Annotated in this window: 13 protein-coding genes and 2 rRNA genes; 2 read left to right on the top strand and 13 right to left on the bottom strand. The window is 68.4% G+C overall.

Annotated elements, in window-relative coordinates; all coding sequences use genetic code 11:
• Positions 1-58 precede the first annotated feature (58 nt).
• From OHA19_RS24790 to OHA19_RS24780, 3 genes are all read right to left on the bottom strand, one after another.
• Positions 59-3,183: ribosomal RNA gene (locus OHA19_RS24790) — 23S ribosomal RNA — on the bottom strand.
• A gap of 298 nt (positions 3,184-3,481) precedes the next feature.
• Positions 3,482-5,007: ribosomal RNA gene (locus OHA19_RS24785) — 16S ribosomal RNA — on the bottom strand.
• The 16S and 23S rRNA genes sit together here, the layout of an rRNA operon.
• Positions 5,008-5,695: 688 nt before the next feature.
• Entirely contained in the window at positions 5,696-6,703 is a 1,008-nt protein-coding gene (locus OHA19_RS24780; protein WP_405713253.1) for a stage II sporulation protein M, read from the bottom strand.
• A gap of 120 nt (positions 6,704-6,823) precedes the next feature.
• On the opposite strand from OHA19_RS24780, the gene OHA19_RS24775 reads away from it, so the two are divergent.
• The gene (locus OHA19_RS24775; protein ID WP_405751641.1) at positions 6,824-7,780 is read left to right on the top strand and encodes an RDD family protein; all 957 of its coding nucleotides are present in this window, start codon (positions 6,824-6,826) and stop codon (positions 7,778-7,780) included.
• Positions 7,781-8,061: 281 nt separating this feature from the next.
• Here the strand turns inward: OHA19_RS24775 and OHA19_RS24770 are convergent, their stop codons facing one another.
• From OHA19_RS24770 to OHA19_RS24735, 8 genes are all read right to left on the bottom strand, one after another.
• The gene (locus OHA19_RS24770; protein WP_405713256.1) at positions 8,062-8,673 is read right to left on the bottom strand and encodes a hypothetical protein; all 612 of its coding nucleotides are present in this window, start codon (positions 8,671-8,673) and stop codon (positions 8,062-8,064) included.
• 164 nt (positions 8,674-8,837) lie between these two features.
• The gene (gene ahcY / locus OHA19_RS24765; protein WP_405713258.1) at positions 8,838-10,295 is read right to left on the bottom strand and encodes an adenosylhomocysteinase; all 1,458 of its coding nucleotides are present in this window, start codon (positions 10,293-10,295) and stop codon (positions 8,838-8,840) included.
• Positions 10,296-10,600: 305 nt separating this feature from the next.
• The gene (locus OHA19_RS24760; protein WP_405713260.1) at positions 10,601-11,602 is read right to left on the bottom strand and encodes a cation diffusion facilitator family transporter; all 1,002 of its coding nucleotides are present in this window, start codon (positions 11,600-11,602) and stop codon (positions 10,601-10,603) included.
• 87 nt (positions 11,603-11,689) lie between these two features.
• A complete protein-coding gene (manA, locus tag OHA19_RS24755) occupies positions 11,690-12,871 on the bottom strand; it encodes a mannose-6-phosphate isomerase, class I (RefSeq protein ID WP_405751639.1) in 1,182 nt (393 codons plus the stop codon).
• A 152-nt stretch (positions 12,872-13,023) separates the two neighbouring features.
• Positions 13,024-14,160 carry an SIS domain-containing protein gene (locus OHA19_RS24750; protein WP_405751636.1) on the bottom strand — a complete coding sequence of 379 codons (1,137 nt, stop codon included), beginning with the start codon at positions 14,158-14,160 and terminating at the stop codon, positions 13,024-13,026.
• Positions 14,161-14,236: 76 nt separating this feature from the next.
• Positions 14,237-14,419, bottom strand: a complete 183-nt coding sequence (locus tag OHA19_RS24745; RefSeq protein ID WP_124722989.1) for a Trm112 family protein — start codon at positions 14,417-14,419, stop codon at positions 14,237-14,239.
• 504 nt (positions 14,420-14,923) lie between these two features.
• Positions 14,924-16,360 carry a phosphomannomutase/phosphoglucomutase gene (locus OHA19_RS24740; protein WP_405713267.1) on the bottom strand — a complete coding sequence of 479 codons (1,437 nt, stop codon included), beginning with the start codon at positions 16,358-16,360 and terminating at the stop codon, positions 14,924-14,926.
• A 63-nt stretch (positions 16,361-16,423) separates the two neighbouring features.
• Positions 16,424-16,801, bottom strand: a complete 378-nt coding sequence (locus tag OHA19_RS24735) for a DUF3499 domain-containing protein (RefSeq protein WP_385329216.1) — start codon at positions 16,799-16,801, stop codon at positions 16,424-16,426.
• Positions 16,802-17,123: 322 nt separating this feature from the next.
• On the opposite strand from OHA19_RS24735, the gene OHA19_RS24730 reads away from it, so the two are divergent.
• Complete coding sequence (locus OHA19_RS24730; RefSeq protein ID WP_405713269.1) at positions 17,124-17,552, top strand: metallopeptidase family protein; 429 nt, start codon at positions 17,124-17,126, stop codon at positions 17,550-17,552.
• Between the two features lie 82 nt (positions 17,553-17,634).
• Here OHA19_RS24730 and OHA19_RS24725 read toward each other — a convergent pair whose 3' ends face one another.
• Both OHA19_RS24725 and OHA19_RS24720 read right to left on the bottom strand, forming a co-directional pair.
• Positions 17,635-19,161: a DUF5719 family protein gene (locus OHA19_RS24725; protein ID WP_405713271.1), complete on the bottom strand. Its 1,527-nt coding sequence runs from the start codon at positions 19,159-19,161 to the stop codon at positions 17,635-17,637.
• The gene (locus OHA19_RS24720; RefSeq protein ID WP_405751634.1) at positions 19,158-22,988 is read right to left on the bottom strand and encodes a glycosyltransferase; all 3,831 of its coding nucleotides are present in this window, start codon (positions 22,986-22,988) and stop codon (positions 19,158-19,160) included. The genes OHA19_RS24725 and OHA19_RS24720 overlap by 4 nt, the downstream gene beginning before the upstream one ends.
• Positions 22,989-23,141: the final 153 nt, after the last annotated feature.

Here is a 23,141-nt window from a genome sequence, read left to right as displayed (position 1 = left end):
CACCGGAACAACACGGCCGTTCGTTATTTCAGAACTAACACAGTGGACGCGAGCAACTGAGGACAAGCCCTCGGCCTATTAGTACCAGTCAGCTCCACCCGTTACCAGGCTTCCACATCTGGCCTATCAACCCAGTCGTCTACTGGGAGCCTTAACCAATCAAGTTGGTGGGAATACTCATCTCGAAGCAGGCTTCCCGCTTAGATGCTTTCAGCGGTTATCCTTTCCGAACGTAGCCAACCAGCCATGCCCTTGGCAGAACAACTGGCACACCAGAGGTTCGTCCGTCCCGGTCCTCTCGTACTAGGGACAGCCCTTCTCAATATTCCTACGCGCACAGCGGATAGGGACCGAACTGTCTCACGACGTTCTAAACCCAGCTCGCGTACCGCTTTAATGGGCGAACAGCCCAACCCTTGGGACCGACTCCAGCCCCAGGATGCGACGAGCCGACATCGAGGTGCCAAACCATCCCGTCGATATGGACTCTTGGGGAAGATCAGCCTGTTATCCCCGGGGTACCTTTTATCCGTTGAGCGACAGCGCTTCCACAAGCCACTGCCGGATCACTAGTCCCGACTTTCGTCCCTGCTCGACCCGTCGGTCTCACAGTCAAGCTCCCTTGTGCACTTACACTCAACACCTGATTGCCAACCAGGCTGAGGGAACCTTTGGGCGCCTCCGTTACTCTTTAGGAGGCAACCGCCCCAGTTAAACTACCCATCAGACACTGTCCCTGATCCGGATCACGGACCCAGGTTAGACATCCAGCACGACCAGAGTGGTATTTCAACGGCGACTCCACAACCACTGGCGTGGCTGCTTCAAAGTCTCCCACCTATCCTACACAAGCCGAACCGAACACCAATATCAAACTGTAGTAAAGGTCCCGGGGTCTTTCCGTCCTGCTGCGCGAAACGAGCATCTTTACTCGTAGTGCAATTTCACCGGGCCTATGGTTGAGACAGTCGAGAAGTCGTTACGCCATTCGTGCAGGTCGGAACTTACCCGACAAGGAATTTCGCTACCTTAGGATGGTTATAGTTACCACCGCCGTTTACTGGCGCTTAAGTTCTCAGCTTCGCCGACCCGAAAGTCAGCTAACCGGTCCCCTTAACGTTCCAGCACCGGGCAGGCGTCAGTCCGTATACATCGCCTTACGGCTTCGCACGGACCTGTGTTTTTAGTAAACAGTCGCTTCTCGCTGGTCTCTGCGGCCACCCCCAGCTCATGGAGTAAATCCAATCACCAGTGATGGCCCCCCTTCTCCCGAAGTTACGGGGGCATTTTGCCGAGTTCCTTAACCATAGTTCACCCGAACGCCTCGGTATTCTCTACCTGACCACCTGAGTCGGTTTAGGGTACGGGCCGCCATGAAACTCGCTAGAGGCTTTTCTCGACAGCATAGGATCATCCACTTCACCACAATCGGCTCGGCATCAGGTCTCAGACTATATGCACGACGGATTTGCCTACCGTGCGTCCTACACCCTTACCCCGGGACAACCACCGCCCGGGCTGGACTACCTTCCTGCGTCACCCCATCGCTTACCTACTACCACCTTGGTTCATCGGCTCCACCACTACCCTCAACTCCGAAGAGATCGGGCCGGCTTCACGGACTTAGCATTAATGGGCTCAGTACTGGGCGTTTCAAAGCGGGTACCGGAATATCAACCGGTTGTCCATCGACTACGCCTGTCGGCCTCGCCTTAGGTCCCGACTTACCCTGGGCAGATCAGCTTGACCCAGGAACCCTTAGTCAATCGGCGCACACGTTTCTCACGTGTGTATCGCTACTCATGCCTGCATTCTCACTCGTGAACCGTCCACAACTCGCTTCCGCGGCTGCTTCACCCGGCACACGACGCTCCCCTACCCATCCGTACTCCCGTTGGGGATTAATGTACGAATGACACGACTTCGGCGGTACGCTTGAGCCCCGCTACATTGTCGGCGCGGAATCACTTGACCAGTGAGCTATTACGCACTCTTTCAAGGGTGGCTGCTTCTAAGCCAACCTCCTGGTTGTCTCTGCGACTCCACATCCTTTCCCACTTAGCGTACGCTTAGGGGCCTTAGTCGATGCTCTGGGCTGTTTCCCTCTCGACCATGGAGCTTATCCCCCACAGTCTCACTGCCGTGCTCTCACTTACCGGCATTCGGAGTTTGGCTAAGGTCAGTAACCCGGTAGGGCCCATCGCCTATCCAGTGCTCTACCTCCGGCAAGAAACACACGACGCTGCACCTAAATGCATTTCGGGGAGAACCAGCTATCACGGAGTTTGATTGGCCTTTCACCCCTAACCACAGGTCATCCCCCAGGTTTTCAACCCTGGTGGGTTCGGTCCTCCACGAAGTCTTACCTCCGCTTCAACCTGCCCATGGCTAGATCACTCCGCTTCGGGTCTTGAGCGTGCTACTGAAACGCCCTATTCGGACTCGCTTTCGCTACGGCTTCCCCACACGGGTTAACCTCGCAACACACCGCAAACTCGCAGGCTCATTCTTCAAAAGGCACGCAGTCACGACTGCATGTGCAAGCACATACAGCGACGCTCCCACGGCTTGTAGGCACACGGTTTCAGGTACTATTTCACTCCGCTCCCGCGGTACTTTTCACCATTCCCTCACGGTACTATCCGCTATCGGTCACCAGGGAATATTTAGGCTTAGCGGGTGGTCCCGCCAGATTCACACGGGATTTCTCGGGCCCCGTGCTACTTGGGTGTCTCTCAAACGAGCCGTCAATGTTTCAGCTACGGGGGTCTTACCCTCTACGCCGGACCTTTCGCATGTCCTTCGCCTACATCAACGGTTTCTGACTCGTCCCACGGCCGGCAGACCGCAGAAGAGAGATCCCACAACCCCGCATGCGCAACCCCTGCCGGGTATCACACGCATACGGTTTGGCCTCATCCAGTTTCGCTCGCCACTACTCCCGGAATCACGGTTGTTTTCTCTTCCTGAGGGTACTGAGATGTTTCACTTCCCCTCGTTCCCTCCACACTGCCTATGTGTTCAGCAGCGGGTGACAGCCCATGACGACTGCCGGGTTTCCCCATTCGGACACCCCCGGATCAAAGCTCGGTTGACAGCTCCCCGGGGCCTATCGTGGCCTCCCACGTCCTTCATCGGTTCCTGGTGCCAAGGCATCCACCGTGCGCCCTTAAAAACTTGGCCACAGATGCTCGCGTCCACTGTGCAGTTCTCAAACAACGACCAGCCACCCATCACCCCGCTCCGAAGAACAGGTTCACTGGGGCCGGCAACTGAAGGCGACCATACGGCCGTACCCTCAGATACCCAACAACGTGCCCGACCCGACCTGCCGTCCCCCACGTTCCACGCCGAAGCAGTACTAGTGAAAAACAACCTGTCGTGCCGAATAGTCAACGTTCCACCCATGAGCAACCACCGTCGAACATTTGCCGACGTAGTGGCCTCTGACCAGGCAAGCCCGGTAAGAAGTGCTCCTTAGAAAGGAGGTGATCCAGCCGCACCTTCCGGTACGGCTACCTTGTTACGACTTCGTCCCAATCGCCAGTCCCACCTTCGACAGCTCCCTCCCACAAGGGGTTGGGCCACCGGCTTCGGGTGTTACCGACTTTCGTGACGTGACGGGCGGTGTGTACAAGGCCCGGGAACGTATTCACCGCAGCAATGCTGATCTGCGATTACTAGCAACTCCGACTTCATGGGGTCGAGTTGCAGACCCCAATCCGAACTGAGACCGGCTTTTTGAGATTCGCTCCGCCTCGCGGCATCGCAGCTCATTGTACCGGCCATTGTAGCACGTGTGCAGCCCAAGACATAAGGGGCATGATGACTTGACGTCGTCCCCACCTTCCTCCGAGTTGACCCCGGCAGTCTCCTGTGAGTCCCCATCACCCCGAAGGGCATGCTGGCAACACAGAACAAGGGTTGCGCTCGTTGCGGGACTTAACCCAACATCTCACGACACGAGCTGACGACAGCCATGCACCACCTGTACACCGACCACAAGGGGGGCACCATCTCTGATGCTTTCCGGTGTATGTCAAGCCTTGGTAAGGTTCTTCGCGTTGCGTCGAATTAAGCCACATGCTCCGCTGCTTGTGCGGGCCCCCGTCAATTCCTTTGAGTTTTAGCCTTGCGGCCGTACTCCCCAGGCGGGGAACTTAATGCGTTAGCTGCGGCACCGACGACGTGGAATGTCGCCAACACCTAGTTCCCAACGTTTACGGCGTGGACTACCAGGGTATCTAATCCTGTTCGCTCCCCACGCTTTCGCTCCTCAGCGTCAGTAATGGCCCAGAGATCCGCCTTCGCCACCGGTGTTCCTCCTGATATCTGCGCATTTCACCGCTACACCAGGAATTCCGATCTCCCCTACCACACTCTAGCCTGCCCGTATCGAATGCAGACCCGGGGTTAAGCCCCGGGCTTTCACATCCGACGTGACAAGCCGCCTACGAGCTCTTTACGCCCAATAATTCCGGACAACGCTTGCGCCCTACGTATTACCGCGGCTGCTGGCACGTAGTTAGCCGGCGCTTCTTCTGCAGGTACCGTCACTCTCGCTTCTTCCCTGCTGAAAGAGGTTTACAACCCGAAGGCCGTCATCCCTCACGCGGCGTCGCTGCATCAGGCTTTCGCCCATTGTGCAATATTCCCCACTGCTGCCTCCCGTAGGAGTCTGGGCCGTGTCTCAGTCCCAGTGTGGCCGGTCGCCCTCTCAGGCCGGCTACCCGTCGTCGCCTTGGTAGGCCATCACCCCACCAACAAGCTGATAGGCCGCGGGCTCATCCTTCACCGCCGGAGCTTTCAACCCCGTCCCATGCGGGACAGAGTGTTATCCGGTATTAGACCCCGTTTCCAGGGCTTGTCCCAGAGTGAAGGGCAGATTGCCCACGTGTTACTCACCCGTTCGCCACTAATCCACCCCGAAGGGCTTCATCGTTCGACTTGCATGTGTTAAGCACGCCGCCAGCGTTCGTCCTGAGCCAGGATCAAACTCTCCGTGAATGTTTTCCCGTGATCGGGACAACACAACACGAGAGCGGAACGACCGGACGGAATAAGACCGGTCGTTCACAGCGTCCTCGCTGTGTAATTGCCTACCGGGTCAGTGACCCCGTAGGACTTTCAAAGGAACCACCAACCTGCCGAAGCAGGCCGGGGTATCAACATATCTGGCGTTGACTTTTGGCACGCTGTTGAGTTCTCAAGGAACGGACGCTTCCTTTGTACTCACCCTCTCGGGCTTTCCTCCGGGCTTTTCCCTTCGGTCTTGCGTTTCCGACTCTATCAGACTCTTTCGTGTCCGATTCCCGGTCGAAGCGGGCCCTGCTTTCGCTTTCCAGTTCTTCGCTTTCGCGCTTCCCTTTCCGGCGGTTCCAACCTTACCAGACTCTTTTTCGTTCCGTTTCTGGTTCGAATTTGAATTCTGGTGACCGTTGAAGTGGTCTTTGCCTTTCGGCTGATTCGACTTTATCAGAAACATTCGGCCGAAAAATCGGCTTCGTGATTCAGAGGAAGGAATCAATGGCTCTGCGGAAATTCATTTTCCGATGAGAGCGAGGTAGACACTAACTGCTGGGCCCGGACTTGTCCAGTCCGAGGCAACCGTTAAAATATACCTCCCCATGTCGGCCGTGTCAATGGCTTTTGGGGGCGAGGAGGAGACTAGCAGGTCAGCGGGGTCGCGCGCACATCAGGCGGCAACCGGAAGTTCGGCGCTTCGTTCCGTGGGATCGACATCTCCGCCGTCTCCGGCTCGCGCGGCTCGGCCGCCCAGAATGTAGACGTAGGCGAGGAAGGCCAGCTCGGCCACGATGCCGATGGTGATGCGCCCCCAGGTCGGGAGGCCGGACGGGGTGACGAAGCCTTCGATGAGACCGGAGACGAACAGGACCAGCGCGAGGCCGATGGCCATGCCGATCGCGGCCCGGCCCTGCTGTGCGAGGGCTGAGCGCCTGCTGTTCGGGCCCGGGTCGATGACCGTCCAGCCGAGACGCAGGCCCGTACCCGCGGCGACGAATACGGCGGTGAGTTCGAGCAGGCCGTGCGGGAGGATCAGCCCCAGGAAGGTGTCGAGCCGGCCGGCTGAGGACATCAGACCGATGCCGACCGCGAGGTTGAGCACGTTGATGAACAGGATCCAGATCACCGGGATACAGAGGAACGCTCCCAGGACCAGGCACATGGCTGCGGCCTGGGCATTGTTCGTCCACACCTGGGCGGCGAACGATGCTGCCGGGTGGCTGGAGTAGTACGTCTCGTACTCCCCGCCCGGGCTGGTCATGCGGCGGAGGTCCTCCGGGGCGGCGATGGCCGACTGGACTTCCGGATGCGTACCGATCCACCAGCCGATGACTGCCGCCAGCAATGTGGAGAGGACCGCGGTGGGTATCCACCAGTGCCTGGACCGGTAGACGGCGGAGGGGAAGCCTGCGGTGAGAAAGCGGGCGGCGTCGCGCCAGGAGGCTCGGCGGGTGCCGGTGACCGTGGCTCGGGCGCGGGCCACGAGCTGGGTGAGGCGTGCCGTGAGCATCGGGTCCGGGGTACTGGACTGCAGGAGCGAGAGATGGGTGGCCGTGCACTGGTAGAGCTCGACGAGCTCGTCGGCTTCCGTGCCGGTGAGCCGGCGCCCTCGGTGCAGGAGATGGTCCAGGCGGTCCCACTCGGTGCGGTGGGCGGTCACGAAGACATCGAGATCCATGATCGGCTGCTGCTCCAGGCATGGGTGCGTACGGGTTCGTACTACGGCGGCGCGCTGCCGGTCAGCTTGGCAGACTGAGGCCCCGAGGGGCAGGGATGGTCGGCGAAGGGTGGGGCGGCGATGAGTGAGCTCGTGACCGGGGACGCGGTCGTGTTGGGGCTGCGGCCGGCGAAATTGCCGAGCCGGGCGCTGGCATTGGCCATCGACCTTGCCGTGGTGGGGGCGGCGTTCGTCCTGGTGTCGATCGGGCTGGCCATCGCGACGGCGACGCTGGACGACGCGGCACTCGCCGCGGTGTCCGTGGCGACCTTCCTTCTGGTGCTGGTGGGCGGGCCCATCGCGGTGGAGACGCTCAGCCACGGGCGTTCGCTGGGGAAGCTGGCGTGCGGGCTGCGGGTGGTGCGGGACGACGGAGGGCCGATCCGGTTCCGGCATGCGCTGGTTCGTGGAGCCATGGGGGTCGTCGAGATTCTGATGACGTTCGGAGTTGTCGCGTGCATAGCCTCGCTCGTGTCGGCGCGGGGCCGTCGGCTCGGGGATGTGTTCGCGGGGACGCTCGTCGTACGGGAGCGGGTGCCCGCGGGGCGGGCTGCTGCCGTGCCGCCTCCGCCGCCGTGGTTGGTCGGGCGGTTCGCGGGGCTGGACCTGTCGGCGGTGCCGGAGTCCCTGTGGCTGGCGGTGCGCCAGTACCTGACCCGTATGCATCAGCTCGATGCCCAGGTGGGGTGGTCGATGGCGGAGCGGCTGGCCGGGGAGTTGGCGGAGCGGACCGGAGTCCCTGTGCCTGAGGGGGTGCCGGCCGTGGCCTATCTGGCAGCGGTGGTGAACGAGCGGCAGGCGCGGGATGCGCGGCGGGTGTTCGGTGCCGCTCAGGACGGGACTGCGCGTGGTGGTTCGGAGGGGGAGGCCGGACGGCCGGTGAGTGGGGCTCCGGTGAGCCGGGATGCCGCCGTCCGGGCGCCGGTCGGGGCTGCGCCTCCCGCCGGGACTGCCCAGGCGGGTGCGCCTGCGGCGGCCCCAGGGGTGGAGGGCGGGCAGGTCCCGCCTGCTGCCACGGGGTTCGCGCCACCCGCCTGAGGGCTGTCCCGTGATCCCTGGTGGATCGGGTGGATCGGCGTGCGGCGCGGACGCAGTGCATCGCAAGGCGGAGGCCTCCGAATACTGGGTGTATTCGAACGTACTGACGATGCGGCGCGGAGTGGGGTCTCCCCTGCTCGAAGGCAGTTGAGAGCTGGAGGACGGAGCTACCAGGGCGTTCTGCAACGCCGCGGGGGGCTCCCCCCTCCTCTTGGGCACGATGTCGAGAGCTCGGGGAAGTGCCGGATGCCGCTCGGCAGACGGCAGATGGACGCCGGGGGTTAGAGCGGGGAGGGCGGGGACTCCAGGTCCTCAAGCTCGATGCCCGGCGCCGCGAGGACCACGTCGCCGGCGATGTGAATGGTGTGCTGTTCGCCGGTGTCCAGGGCGCTGACCTGGTATTCGTCCACAGCCAGGGGGCCGTTGTCAGTGGCGTGCGCTTCACTGTTCACCAGGGCCCAGGACTGGTCGACAGTGCGGGGTGCGAGGACCGGGTCCGTGAAGGCGACGAGGCGGACGCGGGTCGCGGGGGAATCGGGGGTGAGGCGCAGCAGTCGTGCGGTCGCGATGAGGAATGCGGGGGATGTGCCGGTGAAGGCGTGGGCGCGGACGTTGCCTTCGGTGGCATGACTGCCGGTCGGGTCGGTGCGCACCCAGGTGACGCCTTCGAGGGCGGCGCCGCGGACCTGCCAGCTCGCGGCGTGGAGTTCGAGACGGATGGGCCGGCCCAGTTCGTCGAGGGTGAGGTCGACGGATCCGAGGTGGTCGCCGGAAGGGGCGGTGGTCCGGGAAAGGTAGCGCCAGCCGGAGGGGCCGGGTGCGCACTGGAAGTGTTCTTCGCCGAGGGGGGTGTGATCGTGAAGATCGTGGAGCGAATATCGGCCGCGGGGCATGGGGTCCTTCGGGGTTCCTCGGGCTGAACGGGGCGCGGTACGGGCAGGCCCCCGACACGGGGGTGCGGGGGCCTGCGCTCGTAGCTGCTGCTGAAGCTGTTCCGTCTGCCAGCGGCCGGTCGTCACTGACCGGTGGTGACGTGCGCGGTCGCTGACGGGCGGGATCAGTAGCGGTAGTGGTCGGGCTTGTACGGGCCGTCAACCTCGACGCCGATGTACGAGGCCTGCTCGGGGCGGAGCGTCGTGAGCTTCACGCCGAGCGCGTCGAGGTGGAGGCGGGCGACCTTCTCGTCCAGGTGCTTGGGCAGCACGTAGACATCGGTCGGGTACTCCTCGGGCTTGGTGAACAGCTCGATCTGGGCCAGGGTCTGGTCCGCGAACGAGTTGGACATGACGAACGAGGGGTGGCCGGTGGCGTTGCCCAGGTTCAGCAGGCGGCCCTCGGACAGCACGATGAGGACCTTGCCGTCGGGGAACGTCCAGGTGTGGACCTGCGGCTTGACCTCGTCCTTGACGATGCCGTCGATCTGCGCCAGACCGGCCATGTCGATCTCGTTGTCGAAGTGGCCGATGTTTCCGACGATGGCCTGGTGCTTCATCTTGGCCATGTCCGCGGCCATGATGATGTCCTTGTTGCCGGTCGTGGTGACGAAGATGTCGGCCTGGCCGACGACGTCGTCGAGCGTGGCGACCTGGTAGCCGTCCATCGCCGCCTGCAGGGCGCAGATCGGGTCGATCTCCGTGACGATCACCCGGGCGCCCTGGCCGCGCAGGGACTCCGCGCAGCCCTTGCCCACGTCGCCGTAACCGCAGACGACGGCGGTCTTGCCGCCGATCAGGACGTCCGTGGCGCGGTTGATGCCGTCGATCAACGAGTGGCGGCAGCCGTACTTGTTGTCGAACTTGGACTTGGTGACGGCGTCGTTGACGTTGATCGCCGGGAAGAGGAGGGTGCCGTCGCGGTGCATCTCGTACAGCCGGTGCACACCGGTCGTGGTCTCTTCGGTGACGCCGCGGATCTCGGACGCCAGCTGGGTCCACTTCTGCGGGGACTCGCCGAGGGTGCGGTTCAGCAGGGTGAGGATATGGGCGTACTCCTCGCTGTCCGCCGTCGACGGGTCCGGGGCGGCGCCGGCCTTCTCGAACTCGACGCCCTTGTGGACGAGGAGGGTGGCGTCACCACCGTCGTCGAGGATCATGTTCGGGCCGCCGGTGGGGGTGTTCGGCCAGGTCAGAGCCTGCTCCGTGCACCACCAGTACTCCTCCAGCGTCTCGCCCTTCCAGGCGAAGACCGGGACGCCCGCCGGGGCTTCCGGGGTGCCGTTCGGGCCGACGGCGATGGCCGCGGCGGCGTGGTCCTGGGTCGAGAAGATGTTGCAGGAGGCCCAGCGGACCTCGGCGCCGAGGGCGACCAGGGTCTCGATCAGCACGGCCGTCTGCACGGTCATGTGCAGCGAACCGGTGATGCGGGCGCCGGCCAGCGGCTGCGTGGCGGCGTACTCCTTGCGGATCGACATCAGGCCGGGCATCTCGTGCTCGGCGAGGGTGATCTCCTTGCGGCCGAACGTCGCGAGGGAGAGGTCGGCGACCTTGAAGTCCTGTCGATTGGCGACCGTCGTCATAACGGGCTGCTCCTCGTAATGGGGTCGAGGTGGGGCACGGATGGCTCTGCGGCGGCGGGCACACGAATGCCCGGATGCTCGCAGCGCAGTCCGTCGGAGGCCCTCTCTCCCTCGGCCGGTCCGCGCGTACGGACCGATCGACCGCCATCAGCAGCGACGTCTGACACTGCCGTCGAATCTACACCGATCGGCCCAGCCGCTCCCAGTCCGCCCCGGAACGGGAAGCGGTCGGACGCGGTCGGACGCAGTTGGACACGCCTGAGTGACGTACTGGGAGCGGGAGGGAGGGCGGATGGAGGGGTCGGTCAGTGGCCGCCGGATTCCGTCGGGGTGTCCGGGGTGTGTCCGGGGGTTCCGCCCGGGACCTTGCCGGGGTTGATACCGGCTGCGGCGGCGGCCTCGCTGTAGATGTCCGGTTCCAGGTAGATGACCCGGGCGATCGGGACCGCCTCGCGGATCCGGCTCTCGGCGGCGTTGATGGCGTTGGCGACCTCGGTGGCCGTGTCGTCGTGCTGCACCGCGATCTTGGCGGCGACGAGCAGTTCCTCCGGGCCGAGGTGGAGCGTCCGCATGTGGATGACCTTGGTGACCGTTTCGCCGTCGACGACCGCGGCCTTGATCTTCTCGACCTGGTCGGCGCCGGCGGCCTCGCCGAGCAGTAGGGACTTCGTCTCGGCGGCGAGGACGATCGCGATGATGATCAGCAGGACGCCGATGCAGAGGGTGCCGATTCCGTCCCAGACGCCGTTGTCGGTCGCGAGGGCCAGGCCGACACCCGCGAGGGCGAGAACCAGGCCGATCAGAGCGCCGAGGTCCTCCAGCAGGACGACGGGGAGTTCGGGGGCCTTCGCCCGGCGGACGAATTCCTTCCAGGAGAGCGAACCGCGGGTCTGGTTGGACTCCTTGATGGCCGTACGGAAGGAGAAGCCCTCGGCGATGATCGCGAAGACCAGCACCCCGACCGGCCAGTACCAGGCCTCGATCTCGTGCGGGTGCTTGATCTTCTCGTAGCCCTCGTACACCGCGAACATGCCACCGACCGAGAAGAGCACGATGGAGACGAGGAACGCGTAGATGTAGCGCTCGCGGCCGTAGCCGAAGGGGTGCTGGGGGGTGGCTTCGCGCTGGGCCTTCTTGCCGCCGAGCAGCAGCAGGCCCTGGTTGCCCGAGTCGGCGACCGAGTGGACGCTCTCCGCGAGCATCGACGACGAGCCACTGAACAGGAACGCCACGAATTTGGCCACTGCGATCGCGAGGTTGGCGCCGAGTGCCGCCACGATCGCCTTGGTTCCGCCTGACGCGCTCATGGGTGCCTGGTGTCCCTTCTTCGATGCTGCGGCCCTGACGCCGCGGTACGGCCGGACATTGTTGCAGTCACTGGCGCGGACGGTACGTCAGGCCACCACTGCGGCACGGAACAAAGTGCCCATGCCGGACACTTCGACCTTCTCTCCGGAGGGTACGAACACGGAGGCTCCGGGAGTGAGGCCGAGTTCGCCCGCCTTCGGGGCTCCCCCGGTGCAGAGCAGGATCTGCGGGGTGTCCCTGGTCAGGTCGACGGGGGCGGCGCCGGGCGAGAGGTCGAAGCGGGAGAGCCGGAATTCGTCCACGGGCGTCTCGTACAGCTCCTCGCCGGACGGCGAGGCCTCGGGGCGCAGAACGCCGGGCTCGGTCGCCTCGAAGCGGACGATGCGGAGCAGTTCGGGTACGTCGATGTGCTTGGGCGTGAGTCCGCAGCGCAGCACGTTGTCCGAGTTGGCCATGATCTCGACGCCGAGGCCGTCCAGATAGGCGTGCGGGACGCCCGCACCGAGGAACAGGGCCTCGCCGGGCTGGAGTTCCACGTAGTTCAGCAGCATCGCCGCGATGACACCGGGGTCGCCGGGGAAGTGGTGGGCGATCCGGGCGTACGGGGCGTGGGCGCCGCCGAGGCGTTCGGCGGCGGCCGCGGCCAGGTTCACCGTCTCGGCCGTCTCCACGGGGTCGGCGCCGAGGATCGCGGTGAGGACCTCGCGCAGGGCGGCCTCCTCGGGGTGGGCGCCGAGCAGGTCGACGTACGGCTTGAGCGAGTCGACGCCGAGCGCCGCCATCGTTTCCGCCGCCTCGGCGGGGCGGCGGAAACCGCACAGGCCGGCGAAGGGGGTGAGCGCGCAGATCAGCTCGGGCTTGTGGTTCGCGTCCTTGTACGTGCGGTGGGGCGCGTCGATCGGGACGGACCGGCGCTCCTCGTCCTCGTAGCCCCGCTTGGCCTGCGCGAGGTCGGGGTGGACCTGGAGGGAGAGGGGCGCGCCGGCGGCGAGCAGTTTGAGCAGGAAGGGGAGGCGGGGGCCGAACTTCTCGACGGTGGCCCGGCCCAGTTCGCGCTCGGGATCCGCGGCGATGACGTCGGTGAGGGGTCGTTCGGGGCCGGCCGCTCCGGTGGTGGTCATGCGGGTGAGGAGAGAGGGGGCGCCGGGGTGGGCGCCCATCCACATCTCGGCCTGGGGCTCGCCGGTGGGGGCGATGCCGAGGAGTTCGGGGATGGCGGTGGTGGAGCCCCAGGCGTAAGGGCGCACTGTGTTGGAGAGCCGGTCCATGGTGTTCGTCCTTGTGAGATGCGTGGATCGGGGTGCGGTGCTCTGGTGGGGCTGTGGTGGGGCTGTGGTTCGGTGGGGCGCGGTGGAATCCGGCGGAGTGCGGTGCGGCCTTCTGGGGGTCAGGGCCTTTGGTCAGGGGGCGAGGGCCTCGGTCAGGCGCCGGCTGCCGACGCCAGGGCCAGATAGACGGCGGCGAAGTCGGTGACCGCGAGCAGTTCGGCGAGGGCTTCGAGCTCGGTGCCCCCGTCCGGTTCGAGTTCGCTGATCGCCGTGTCGTGGCCGAGGGCCAGTTCGCGGGCGGCGGGGGCCGCGCTCAGCCCACCGGTCGGGCGGTCGCGGAGCAGTACGACGCGGGCGTGCAGCGGCTCCGGCTCGTCGACCCGGTCGCGGAAGAAGTCGTCGGGGTCGGCCGCGGCGGCGAAGGTGCCCGCCAGCAGCGTGCCGTGGGCGGGAAGCGCCTCGGGCAGTTCGGCTACGAGGGCGGGGCAGCCGGACAGTTCGGCCAGGACAGCGGCGAATCTGCGGCCGATCGGGGCGGCGGCGTCGCCCTCGGTCCAGATGAGGGGCAGGCTCTCGGCGAGTTCGGCCGCGAGGGTCTTGGCGGGGTTGCTGTACGTGGCGATGGCAGGGCCGCAGCGTTCCGCGGTGCGGTCCAGGCGGTCGGCGACGCTCTGCAGTGCCTCGGCGGGCGCGGTGAGCAGGCCGACCCGGTCGAGCAGCGCGAGCAGCGGGGTGAACAGGGCCCAGAGCGTGCCGGGTCCCGCGGCCGACGTCTCGGCGTCGTACTCCCCGTGCGGGGCGGAGGCCATCGGTACGACGAGTCCGTGCGCGCCGTCGATCGCCTCGCGCAGCGGTGACTGGCGGGGGGTGACGGCGACGACGCTGCAGCCTCGGCGGTACGCCTGTTCGGCGAGGAGTGCGAGGCCCGGCTCGGAGCCGTCGGCCGTGACGATCAGCAGCAGGTCCACGGAGCCGGCCCAGCCGGGCAGGGCCCAGCGCATCGCGCCCGCTGCGGGGGCGACCCCGGTGGGGTGGATGCGGGTCACGGGTGCGGAGGCGCCTGCCAGGGCGGTGATCAGGTCGGCGACGCCGGACGCGGCGGTGCCGGAGCCTGCGACCAGTACGGCGCGGGGGCGGCCCTCCGGGTTCAGTTCGGCGATGCCCGCCTCGACGGCGTGCCGGGCGGCGGTACGAACCCTGGCCCCGGCCTCGGCGGCGCCGCGGAGCAGGCCGCGGCGGTCGGCTCGGGCCAGGGCTTCCGGGGCGTCGAGCAGCGACTCGTCGAGCATGGGGACGGTCCTCCGATCACGTGCTGATCACCGTGCGGGGTGTGGGCGGCGGGTGCCGTTGCGGACCCGTGCGCCGTTACTCGGGGCGGCGGGCCTCGTCGACGAGGAGGACGGGGATGCCGTCCCGTACCGGGTAGGCCAGGGCGCAGTCCTTGCCGGTGCAGACCAGTTCGGGGGTGTCGGCCGCCGACCGGTCTTCGAGCGGGGAGTGGCAGGCCGGGCAGGCGAGGATCTCCAGGAGGCCGGCTTCGAGCGGCATGGGGTGGGTCCCTTCGAGCTACGGATCAGGCGACGTCAGCCTACCGCCGGGGGGCGGGGTGGGCCCGGGGGGCCTGGGGGTGGGGGCCTGGGGGGCCTGGGGGTGGGGGCCTGGGGGGCCTGGGGGGAACGCGGGGACGCGGGGCGGGGCGCGGGCGCGGGGGCGGGGCGCGGGAGTGCGGGTACGGGGCCGCCTGCGGCGGGGCTGTTCCCCTACCCGCCCCTTCCCGTAACCGGGGCGCTGCCCCGGACCCCGCTCCTCAAGCGCCGGAGAGGCTGGGAATGTATTGGCTGGCCGGCACGAAAAGGGTGCGGAAGGGCCGGAAGGCGTGTCGGAAGGGTGGGGCTGAGGGGCGAACCCAGGGCTCCGCCCCCGGCCCCTGGCGCCTCAGGGGCCGGGGGGTCCGGAGGCCGGGGAGCCGGAGGAGCCGGGGGGCCGGGGAGCCGGAGGCCGGAGGCCGGAGAGACCGGAAGAACCGGAGGAACCGGAGGAACCAGAAACGCCTCAGGCGCCGGCGGAGCCGGAAACGTCGGAGTGGCCGATGGAACCGGAAACGTTGGAGGGCGTGATGGCGTCCGGGGTTCGGATCATGGTCAGGACCTCGTCCCGTACCGCTGTCATCGTCCGTTCGTCGCGGGCTTCCACGTTCAGGCGCAGCAAGGGTTCCGTGTTGGAGGCCCGGAGGTTGAACCACCAGTCGGGGGTCGTGACCGTCAGGCCGTCCAGGTCGTCGATCGTGGCTCCGGCGCGGGTCTCGAAGGACGCGCGTACCGCTGCCGTCCGGGCCTCCTGGTCGGTGACCGTGGAGTTGATCTCGCCGGAGCCGGCGTAGCGGTCGTAGCGGGCGACCAGCTGGGACAGGGGGCCCGGTTGACCGCCCAGCGCGGCCAGCACGTGGAGCGCGGCGAGCATGCCCGTGTCGGCGTTCCAGAAGTCGCGGAAGTAGTAGTGCGCGGAGTGCTCGCCGCCGAAGATCGCGCCGTGTTCGGCCATCTCCGCCTTGATGAAGGAGTGACCCACGCGGGTACGGACCGGGGTGCCGCCGTTCTCGCGGACGACCTCGGGGACCGAGAGGGAGGTGATCAGATTGTGGATGACGGTCCCCTTGCCGCCGTTGCGGGCGAGTTCCCGGGCCGCGACCAGGGCGGTGATCGCGGACGGCGAGATGCCCTCGCCCCGCTCGTCGACGACGAAGCAGCGGTCCGCGTCGCCGTCGAAGGCGAGGCCCAGGTCGGCGCCCTCGGCCACCACCCGGGCCTGGAGGTCGACGAGGTTCTTCGGGTCGAGGGGGTTGGCCTCGTGGTTGGGGAACGTGCCGTCGAGCTCGAAGTACATCGGCACGAGGTCGACGGGCAGGTCCGCGAAGACGGTGGGGACGGTGTGGCCGCCCATGCCGTTGCCCGCGTCGACGACGACCTTCAGCGGCCGGACGGATGTCAGGTCGACCAGGGACAGCAGGTGGGCCGCGTAGTCGGCGAGCGTGTCGCGCCCGGTGACGGTGCCGGGGGCGGCGACCGGCTGCGGGGCACCGGTCTCGGACCACTTCTCGACCAGGGCGCGGATCTCCAGGAGCCCGGTGTCCTGGCCCACGGGGGCGGCGCCCGCCCGGCAGAGCTTGATGCCGTTGTACTGCGCCGGGTTGTGCGACGCGGTGAACATCGCGCCGGGGAGGCCCAGGCTGCCCGAGGCGAAGTACAGCTGGTCGGTCGAGCAGAGGCCGATGAGTGTGACGTCCGCGCCGCGCGACACGGCTCCGCGTGCGAAGGCTCCCGAGAGGCCGGGCGACGAGGGCCTCATGTCGTGGCCGATCACGATCGCGTCCGCGTCCGTCACCTCGACGAACGCCGCCCCGAACTGCTCGGCCAGGGCTTCGTCCCACTGGTCGGGCACCACTCCGCGCACGTCGTACGCCTTCACGATCTGCGACAGATCAGCAGCCACGGGCCGGTCCTCCTGAGATTTCTGCGGACCGCCCAAACTACCCGGAGGGCTCGTACGCCGAGTTCAGGAGTCCGGGGAGCGCAGCACCCGCAGATGACCGCGGCGTGCGACCTCCATCGGATCGGCCGCGTGCGGACCGCCGCCCCGGCCGTCCGTCCCACGGTCCTGCGGCCGTGCCGCTTCCCGGACGGCATTGGCGAGCGCTTCGAGATCGTCGCCGCTGGGGCGGGTGGGGGCGGAGGGGTCGGAGAGCCGGACGACCTCCCAGCCGCGTGGGGCCGTCAGCCGCTCACTGTGCTCGGCGCAGAGGTCGTAGCAGTGGGGCTCGGCGTAGGTGGCGAGCGGGCCGAGGACCGCAGTCGAGTCGGCATAGACGTACGTCAGTGTCGCGACGGCAGGGCGGCCGCACGCGGTGCGCGAACAGCGACGTACAGGGCTCACGATGTTGGACGGTACCGCACTCTTGAGCGGGCTGCGACGACTCTCCCTCAGCTCACCCCACCGTGTCGGCCTGTCTCCTCCGGTGCGAACGCCTTCCTGACCCTCCATCTGACCTGCGGGAGGACGGAGAAGCCCGGGTCGTAACGGCAACGATTCCGGTCACCACTCGGCACAAAAGCTGTCATGCAGCGGGAGACCAACGGTCAGGTGCGAGGCCTGAAACGTGCCCCTGGTCGGCCGGATTGTTCAGGATTGGACATGCCGATGCCTTGTCGGCCGTCGGTGATCCGTCCGCCCCGCCGAGGGTTACCCTGCGTCAGTGATGGACAGTCCCGTACCTCCGCACCCGTCCGAGCCGCGCCCACGCCGTCGTGACCGTCATGGCCGCGGCATGCGGGGGCCCGTCGCCCCGCCCCAGGTGCCGCTCTCGGTCAGCCGGGCGGAGAACTTCCGCGATCTCGTGCAGGACTCGGTGGAACGGCTGGAGCGGCGCTGGCCGCAGCTGGCCGAGGTCGACTTCATGGTGCTCGACGTGCCGGGTACGCAGGAGGAGACCGTGCCGCTGGGGCGGGCGGTCTCCGCGGAGAAGGGCCGGCCCGCACAGATCGTGGTCTACCGGCGGCCCGTCGAGATCCGTACCAAGAGCCGTGACGAGCGCGCCCTGCTGGTGCACGAGGTCGTGGTGGAGCAGGTCGCGGAGCTGCTCGGGCTCGCCCCGGAGTCCGTGGATCCGCGGTACGGGCAGGAGTAGCAGGAGCGGCGGGAGCGGCGGGAGACCGACGGACGGGCGGGGGGGCGGCACGCTGGCCGGCACCCCGCCCGTCCCGTCCCGGTCAGTCGTCGAGGACCGACAGGTCCTGCTCGGCCGTGGGTACCTCGACCGTTCCCCTGTCGTCCGGCAGTGTCTGCACGGTGAACATCTGGATGCCGTCCTGTGTGACGGTGAGCGTGCGCGCGGCGTGGACCGGACCGCCCGACTCCGTCTCGACCGTCAGGGCGTAGCCGCCCTTGAGGCCGGACGGTACGGGCGGGGTGACCGCCAGCGTCGTACCGCCCTTGACCGTGTACTTCTTGACGGTCTGTTCGCCGCCCCCGCTGCCCGCCGACGCGGTGACCTTCACGGTGGCGGTGGCCCCCGGCGCGGTGAGCGAGAGGACCGAGCCCTTGTCCCGGTTGTCGGCCACGGTCGCCCGCGCGCCCACCGGGCCGGTCGCCGGGATGTAGCCGACCTCCTGCTTGTCGCCGGTGCCGCGGACCACGCGCAGCGCGGCGACCACCGGAGCGTTCCTCTTCCCCGGGGCCGGGGTCAGCAGCAGCGAGCCGGCCTCGCCCTTGGTGATGTCCTTCAGATCGGCGCCCGCGGTCATCCGGGACTTGACGTGGAGGCTCTCGTTGCCGACCGGGGAGATCGCGCCGGTCTTGCCGATCAGTTTCACCGTCAGATCGGCGTCGTCGTCGCCCGTCGCGAAGGCCACGAGACGGACCGAGGTGGCGTCCGCGGGGATACCGGGGAGCACCAGGGTGCCTGTCGGGTCGGCGGACGCGGCCAGCCAGTCGCTGCCGGTCTTCTCGTCCGCGGTCCTGACGGCTGCGCCGACACGTCCGGCACGGGTGGTGACGTGGACGGTCACGTCCTCGGTCGCCTCGCTGGTGAGCGTGGAGATCAGGACCGGGACGCCGGACCGGGCGGGCACCCTGATGCCCTCGCCGGCATCGGACTTGAGCGAGCCGTCGGGGCCGTACAGCTCGATGTCGGCGACGGCCGCCGTGTCGTCCGGGTTGGTCAGGTGGACGTAGTCCTCGCGGGACTTCGCGGTGCTCGCGGCCGGGAACCAGAAGTCCGTGCCGGGCCTGGTGCAGCTGACGCCGAGCAGGCCGCGGGAGCCGCCCGCCTCGACCACGGTGGTCTGCTGGGTGGTCCAGCCGGGGGCCAGCCGGCCGGTGGCGGTGCCGACCAGTGCGGGGGCGCCGGAGCCGGACTCCTCGGCGGTGGCCGGTCTGCCTGGCTCCTTGAGCGAGACGACCGGCTTCTTGGGGTCTTCCTTCTTCTCGTCCTTCTTCTTGCCCTTCTCGTCCTTCTTCTCGGCGTCGGCCGTGGTGGAGGTGGCCTTCTGCAGTTCGGCCGTACCGGCCTCGCCGCCGCTGCCGCCGCCCGCCGGGGTGAAGGAGGTGTAGGTCGTCTCCGCGAGGTCGGAGAGGCCGGGGGCCGGGCAGAGCAGGCTGGTCCGTTCCACCGGCAGGCGTGCGGCGGTCTTCGCCTCTGCCGTGTCCCCTTCGCCGGGCGCGGTGAGCGCGGCGAAGCCGGTGACTGCGGCGAGGGCGACGGCGCCCGCGATGAGGGACAGGCTGGTGGACTTCACTCGGACTCGCCTCGCGATGCGTTACCGGTCGGCCACGGGTTCTGGCCCGGGGCGGGGTTCTCGTCGGGGTTGTGCGGTTCGTACTGGCCCTGCCCGCCGTAGTGGGCCTCGGGGGCGTACGGGGGCTGGGCCTGGGGGTCGTACTGCTGCTGGGCGTAGCCGTACGGGTCGTAGGCGTTCTGCTGGTACGGGTCGGCGGCGAGGTGGTCCTGCTGCGTGCCGTACTGGCCGTCCTGGTACTGGCCGTCCTGGTACTGGCCGCCCTGGTACTGGCCGCCCTGGTACTGCTGGTAGCCGGCGTCCGGGTACTGCTGCGCGTCCCATTCGCCGTACTGCTGCTGCGGCACTGCCGCGTACTGGCCGTCGCCGGCCTGCGGAGCGAAGGCGCCCTGGCCGTCGTCCTGGCGCGGTTGCTGCTCGGGGATCTGCCGGGCCGGGTCCTGCTGGACGGGGATCTGCTGGGCCGGGTCCTGCTGGGCGGGGTCGTACTCCGCCGCCTGCTGCGACGGGATGTACTGCCCCGGCGCGTCCGGCGCCTCCCCGTCCGGTTCGCCCTCCGCTTCCGCCTGGGCGGCCGCGCGCAGCCTGCGGGCCCGGCGCCCCTCGCCGGCGACCGGCTCCGCGGGGACCGTCACGGGCTCCTCGGGCAGGTCGTCGTCGATCTCCCGGCGGCGGCCGGGCAGGGCGAGGACCAGCAGGACGACGGCCAGCGCCGACTGCATCCAGATCCAGGCGGTGTGGGTGAGCGGGGTGTCGTACGTGAGGTCCAGCGTGCCGCCCTCGGCGGGGAGTTCGAAGCCCTGGGCCCAGCCGTCGACGGTCTTGCGGGTCAGCGGCCGGCCGTCGAGCGTGGCCTGCCAGCCGGGGTCGGCGGCGTCCGCGATCCGCAGCACGCGGCCGGAGCCGCCCGCCGGGATCCTGGTGTGCGCCTCGACGGGGAGGGAGCCGACGGGCAGCGGTTCCCCGTCGGTGCCGGACGGCATGATCATGACTCGGGCGACCTGGCGGTCGACCCGCCACAGCGCGCTGCCGTCCAGCTGGCTCAGCCGGCTGAGCCCCGGGGTCGCGTCGAGGACCCGGCTCATCTGCTTCGGGGCGCCGTCGCGGACCAGGACGTAACGGATCGCGAAGCCGCTGAGCTGGCTGCCCTGGTCGGCTCCGGAGCCCGCGACCAGGTTGGCGACGACCTTGTCGAAGTGGCTGTTGCTGCCGCCCGACTCGGTCAGCTCGGCGTCGCCGAGCCGCGCGCCGGAGCCGCGTACCAGGGTGTACGAGACGTGGGCGGGCGAGGTGCCGCCGAGGACCAGGGTGCGCGGCTGGTCGCGGGTGGTGCTCTCCTCCGCCACGAACGCGGGCACCTGCACCGGGTCGCGGCGCTCCAGCGGGCCCGACGCGCCGCCGATCATCCAGCCCACGGCGGCCAGCACCGGGGCGAGCCCCGCGGTGAGGGCGATGAGTACGGCGACGGGCTGCCGCCAGCCGAAGCTGAGCTCGGCGACGCGGATCCGGGCGCCGTCCGCGCCGACCAGCGCGGCGGCGATCAGCGCGATGCCGTAGACGAGGGTGGCGGGACCGGCCCAGCCCGAGCCGTTGGCCAGCGCGGCGAAGACCAGTGCCACGAGCGCGACCGCCCACGCGGTGCGTACCGCGAACTGCCGCTCCCCGCGCAGCAGCGCGGCCAGCGCGGCGAGCACGATGCCCAGCAGCAGCACTCCGCCCGCGGCCTTGGGGCCGCCGGGGCTGATGCCGAGCAGGTCGAGCGCGGAGGCCGTGCCCGTACCGATGTCCAGGCCCGCCTCCTTCAGGAAGCCGGACGGGCTGGTGAGGAGCGAGAGCGACCAGGGCGCGAGGACGAGCAGCGGGGTGCCGATCGCGGCGAGGAAGCGGAGCCCGTACGCGGTGATGTCGTCGCGGCGCAGTACGAGCACGCCGATGCCGAGGACCACGGCGAGCGGCCACACGATCGGCGTGAACGCCATCGCGAAGGTGAGGAGCAGGGTGTACGCCCAGGTGGCGCGCCAGCTGCCACGGGCGTCACCGGCGGCCCGCATGCCGTGCGCGGAGACGGCGGCGCGGGCGATCAGCGGGAGCAGCACGGCCAGCACGGCGGTGCCGAGGCGGCCGGTCGCCAGGGCGCCGGTCGCGGCGGGCAGGAAGGCGTACGCGACGCTCGCCCAGGCCCGCAGCAGCCTCGATTCGAGCAGCGGCCGGGAGACGAAGTAGGCGGTGAGTCCGGCGAGCGGGACCGAGCAGACCAGCAGGAGCGTGAGCGCGAAGCCGGTCGAGCCGAGGAACAGCGCGGACAGGGCCGAGATCACGGCGAGGTAGGGCGGCGCGGTCTGTGTACCGCCGGTGCCGACGGTGTGCCAGCCGTCCGCGTACTTGCTCCACAGGTCGGAGACATCGGCGGGTGCGGGCAGCAGCGCGCCGCCGGTCAGCGCTCCGCCGCCGAGGAGGCCGCGGCAGGCGACGAGCGAGACGAGGAGCAGCACGGCGAAGAGCACCGGGCCCGGCTTGCGTCCGATCCGCTTGAGCCGCGCGAACTGCTCGATCTCCAGGAAGTCGGCGTCGTCGCCGCCGGGGCCGGACTCCACGGCGCCGTGCCGGGAGCCGCCCGCGTCGGCGTCGGAGCTGCCGAAGTTTCCGGCGACCTGGTCCACGGTGGCGCGGACGGTGGCGCCGGGCGGCGGGAAGAGGCCGCGCAGTTCGGTCTGGTCCACGACGCCCTTGCCGCGGCTGCGCCGGGCCGAGAGGATCCGGCCGGGGCGCAGCAGGGTGCCGAAGAACCCGGCGACCTCGTCGAGTGCCTGGCCGGGCACCTTGCCGACGAGATAGGCGAGGGTGCGCAGCAGGGTGCCGACGACGAGCCGGAGCATCACCCAGGGCAGCGCCTTGGCGCGGGCGTTGACCAGCATCGTGTAGACGGCACCGGCCTTGTCGACGCGGTGCGGGGAGGCTACGGAGCGCCCCGCGCAGTCGATCGGGCGGCGTTCGCGGGCGGACGCCTCGGCATGCCTGAGGACGGCGTCGGGGGCGACGAGGACCCGGTGTCCCGCGACGTGTGCGCGCCAGCACAGGTCGACGTCGTCACGCATCAGGGGGAGCCTGCGGTCGAACCCGCCGAGCTCCTCCCAGATGTCACGGCGGATCAGCATGCCGGCGGTGGAGACGGAGAGCACAGTACGGACCTGGTCGTGCTGGCCCTGGTCCTGCTCGCGGCGGTCGAGTCCGGTCCAGCGGCGTCCGCTGTTGGCGATGGAGACACCGACCTCCAGCAGCTGCTTGCGGTCGTACCAGCCGCGGAGCTTGGGGCCGACGATCGTGGCGTGCGGGTCGGTGTCGACGACGCGCAGCAGTTCGGCGAGCGCGTCGGGCTCGGGTGCGCAGTCGTCGTGGAGCAGCCAGAGCCACTGCACCGGTTCGCCGTGCGGCAGTTCGGGCAGGTCGTAGGCGTCGTCGCGCCAGCTCCTGCTGACGGGGTCCCAGCTGCTGGGCCGCTTCAGGTACGGCAGGTCCTCGGGGGTGAGGACACCGGCCGTGCGGGTCGCCTCGTCGACGGCGGTGCCGAAGCTCGTACGGCGCGCGAGGTGCAGGACCTGTTCGGCGCCGAGCGCCTCGGTGACCAGCCGCGCGGAGTCGTCGGCGCTTCCGGTGTCGGCGGCGACGATGTTCTGTACGGGGCGTTCCTGCCCGAGCAGCCCGGCGAGCGCGTCGGGCAGCCAGCGTGCGCCGTCGTGGGAGACGAGCACGGCGGTGACGACATGCCGGGGGAACTCTGGGGTGGCGGCGGCCGCGTACGGCGCCGCCGATTGGCTGTGCACGGACATTGAGGTACGGGCCCTCCGGCCGGGTCCGGGGGGCGTCACCCCGGGGGCTGCATCGGTGTACACGCGCGCCCTGTCGGGGCGTTGGCGAGTCTCGGACGGGGCCCCACACTAACGGTACGGATAACCGCGATGGCGCCGAGCGCTCGAACGAGG

Origin of the sequence: Streptomyces sp. NBC_00012 (assembly GCF_045040875.1) — a bacterium.
Classification (GTDB): domain Bacteria; phylum Actinomycetota; class Actinomycetes; order Streptomycetales; family Streptomycetaceae; genus Streptomyces.
Note: the sequence above shows the minus strand (reverse complement) of the source record. Positions and strands in the feature narration are given on the sequence as shown.

Excerpts from the sequence above, each read along its gene's own strand:
- OHA19_RS24750 (WP_405751636.1), bottom strand. The coding sequence starts at position 14,160 with ATGCTCGACGAGTCGCTGCTCGACGCCCCGGAAGCCCTGGCCCGAGCC.
- ahcY (WP_405713258.1), bottom strand. The coding sequence starts at position 10,295 with ATGACGACGGTCGCCAATCGACAGGACTTCAAGGTCGCCGACCTCTCC.
- OHA19_RS24720 (WP_405751634.1), bottom strand. The coding sequence starts at position 22,988 with ATGTCCGTGCACAGCCAATCGGCGGCGCCGTACGCGGCCGCCGCCACC.
- OHA19_RS24775 (WP_405751641.1), top strand. The coding sequence starts at position 6,824 with ATGAGTGAGCTCGTGACCGGGGACGCGGTCGTGTTGGGGCTGCGGCCG.
- OHA19_RS24745 (WP_124722989.1), bottom strand. The coding sequence starts at position 14,419 with ATGCCGCTCGAAGCCGGCCTCCTGGAGATCCTCGCCTGCCCGGCCTGC.
- OHA19_RS24760 (WP_405713260.1), bottom strand. The coding sequence starts at position 11,602 with ATGAGCGCGTCAGGCGGAACCAAGGCGATCGTGGCGGCACTCGGCGCC.
- OHA19_RS24780 (WP_405713253.1), bottom strand. The coding sequence starts at position 6,703 with ATGGATCTCGATGTCTTCGTGACCGCCCACCGCACCGAGTGGGACCGC.
- OHA19_RS24730 (WP_405713269.1), top strand. The coding sequence starts at position 17,124 with ATGGACAGTCCCGTACCTCCGCACCCGTCCGAGCCGCGCCCACGCCGT.
- OHA19_RS24770 (WP_405713256.1), bottom strand. The coding sequence starts at position 8,673 with ATGCCCCGCGGCCGATATTCGCTCCACGATCTTCACGATCACACCCCC.
- manA (WP_405751639.1), bottom strand. The coding sequence starts at position 12,871 with ATGGACCGGCTCTCCAACACAGTGCGCCCTTACGCCTGGGGCTCCACC.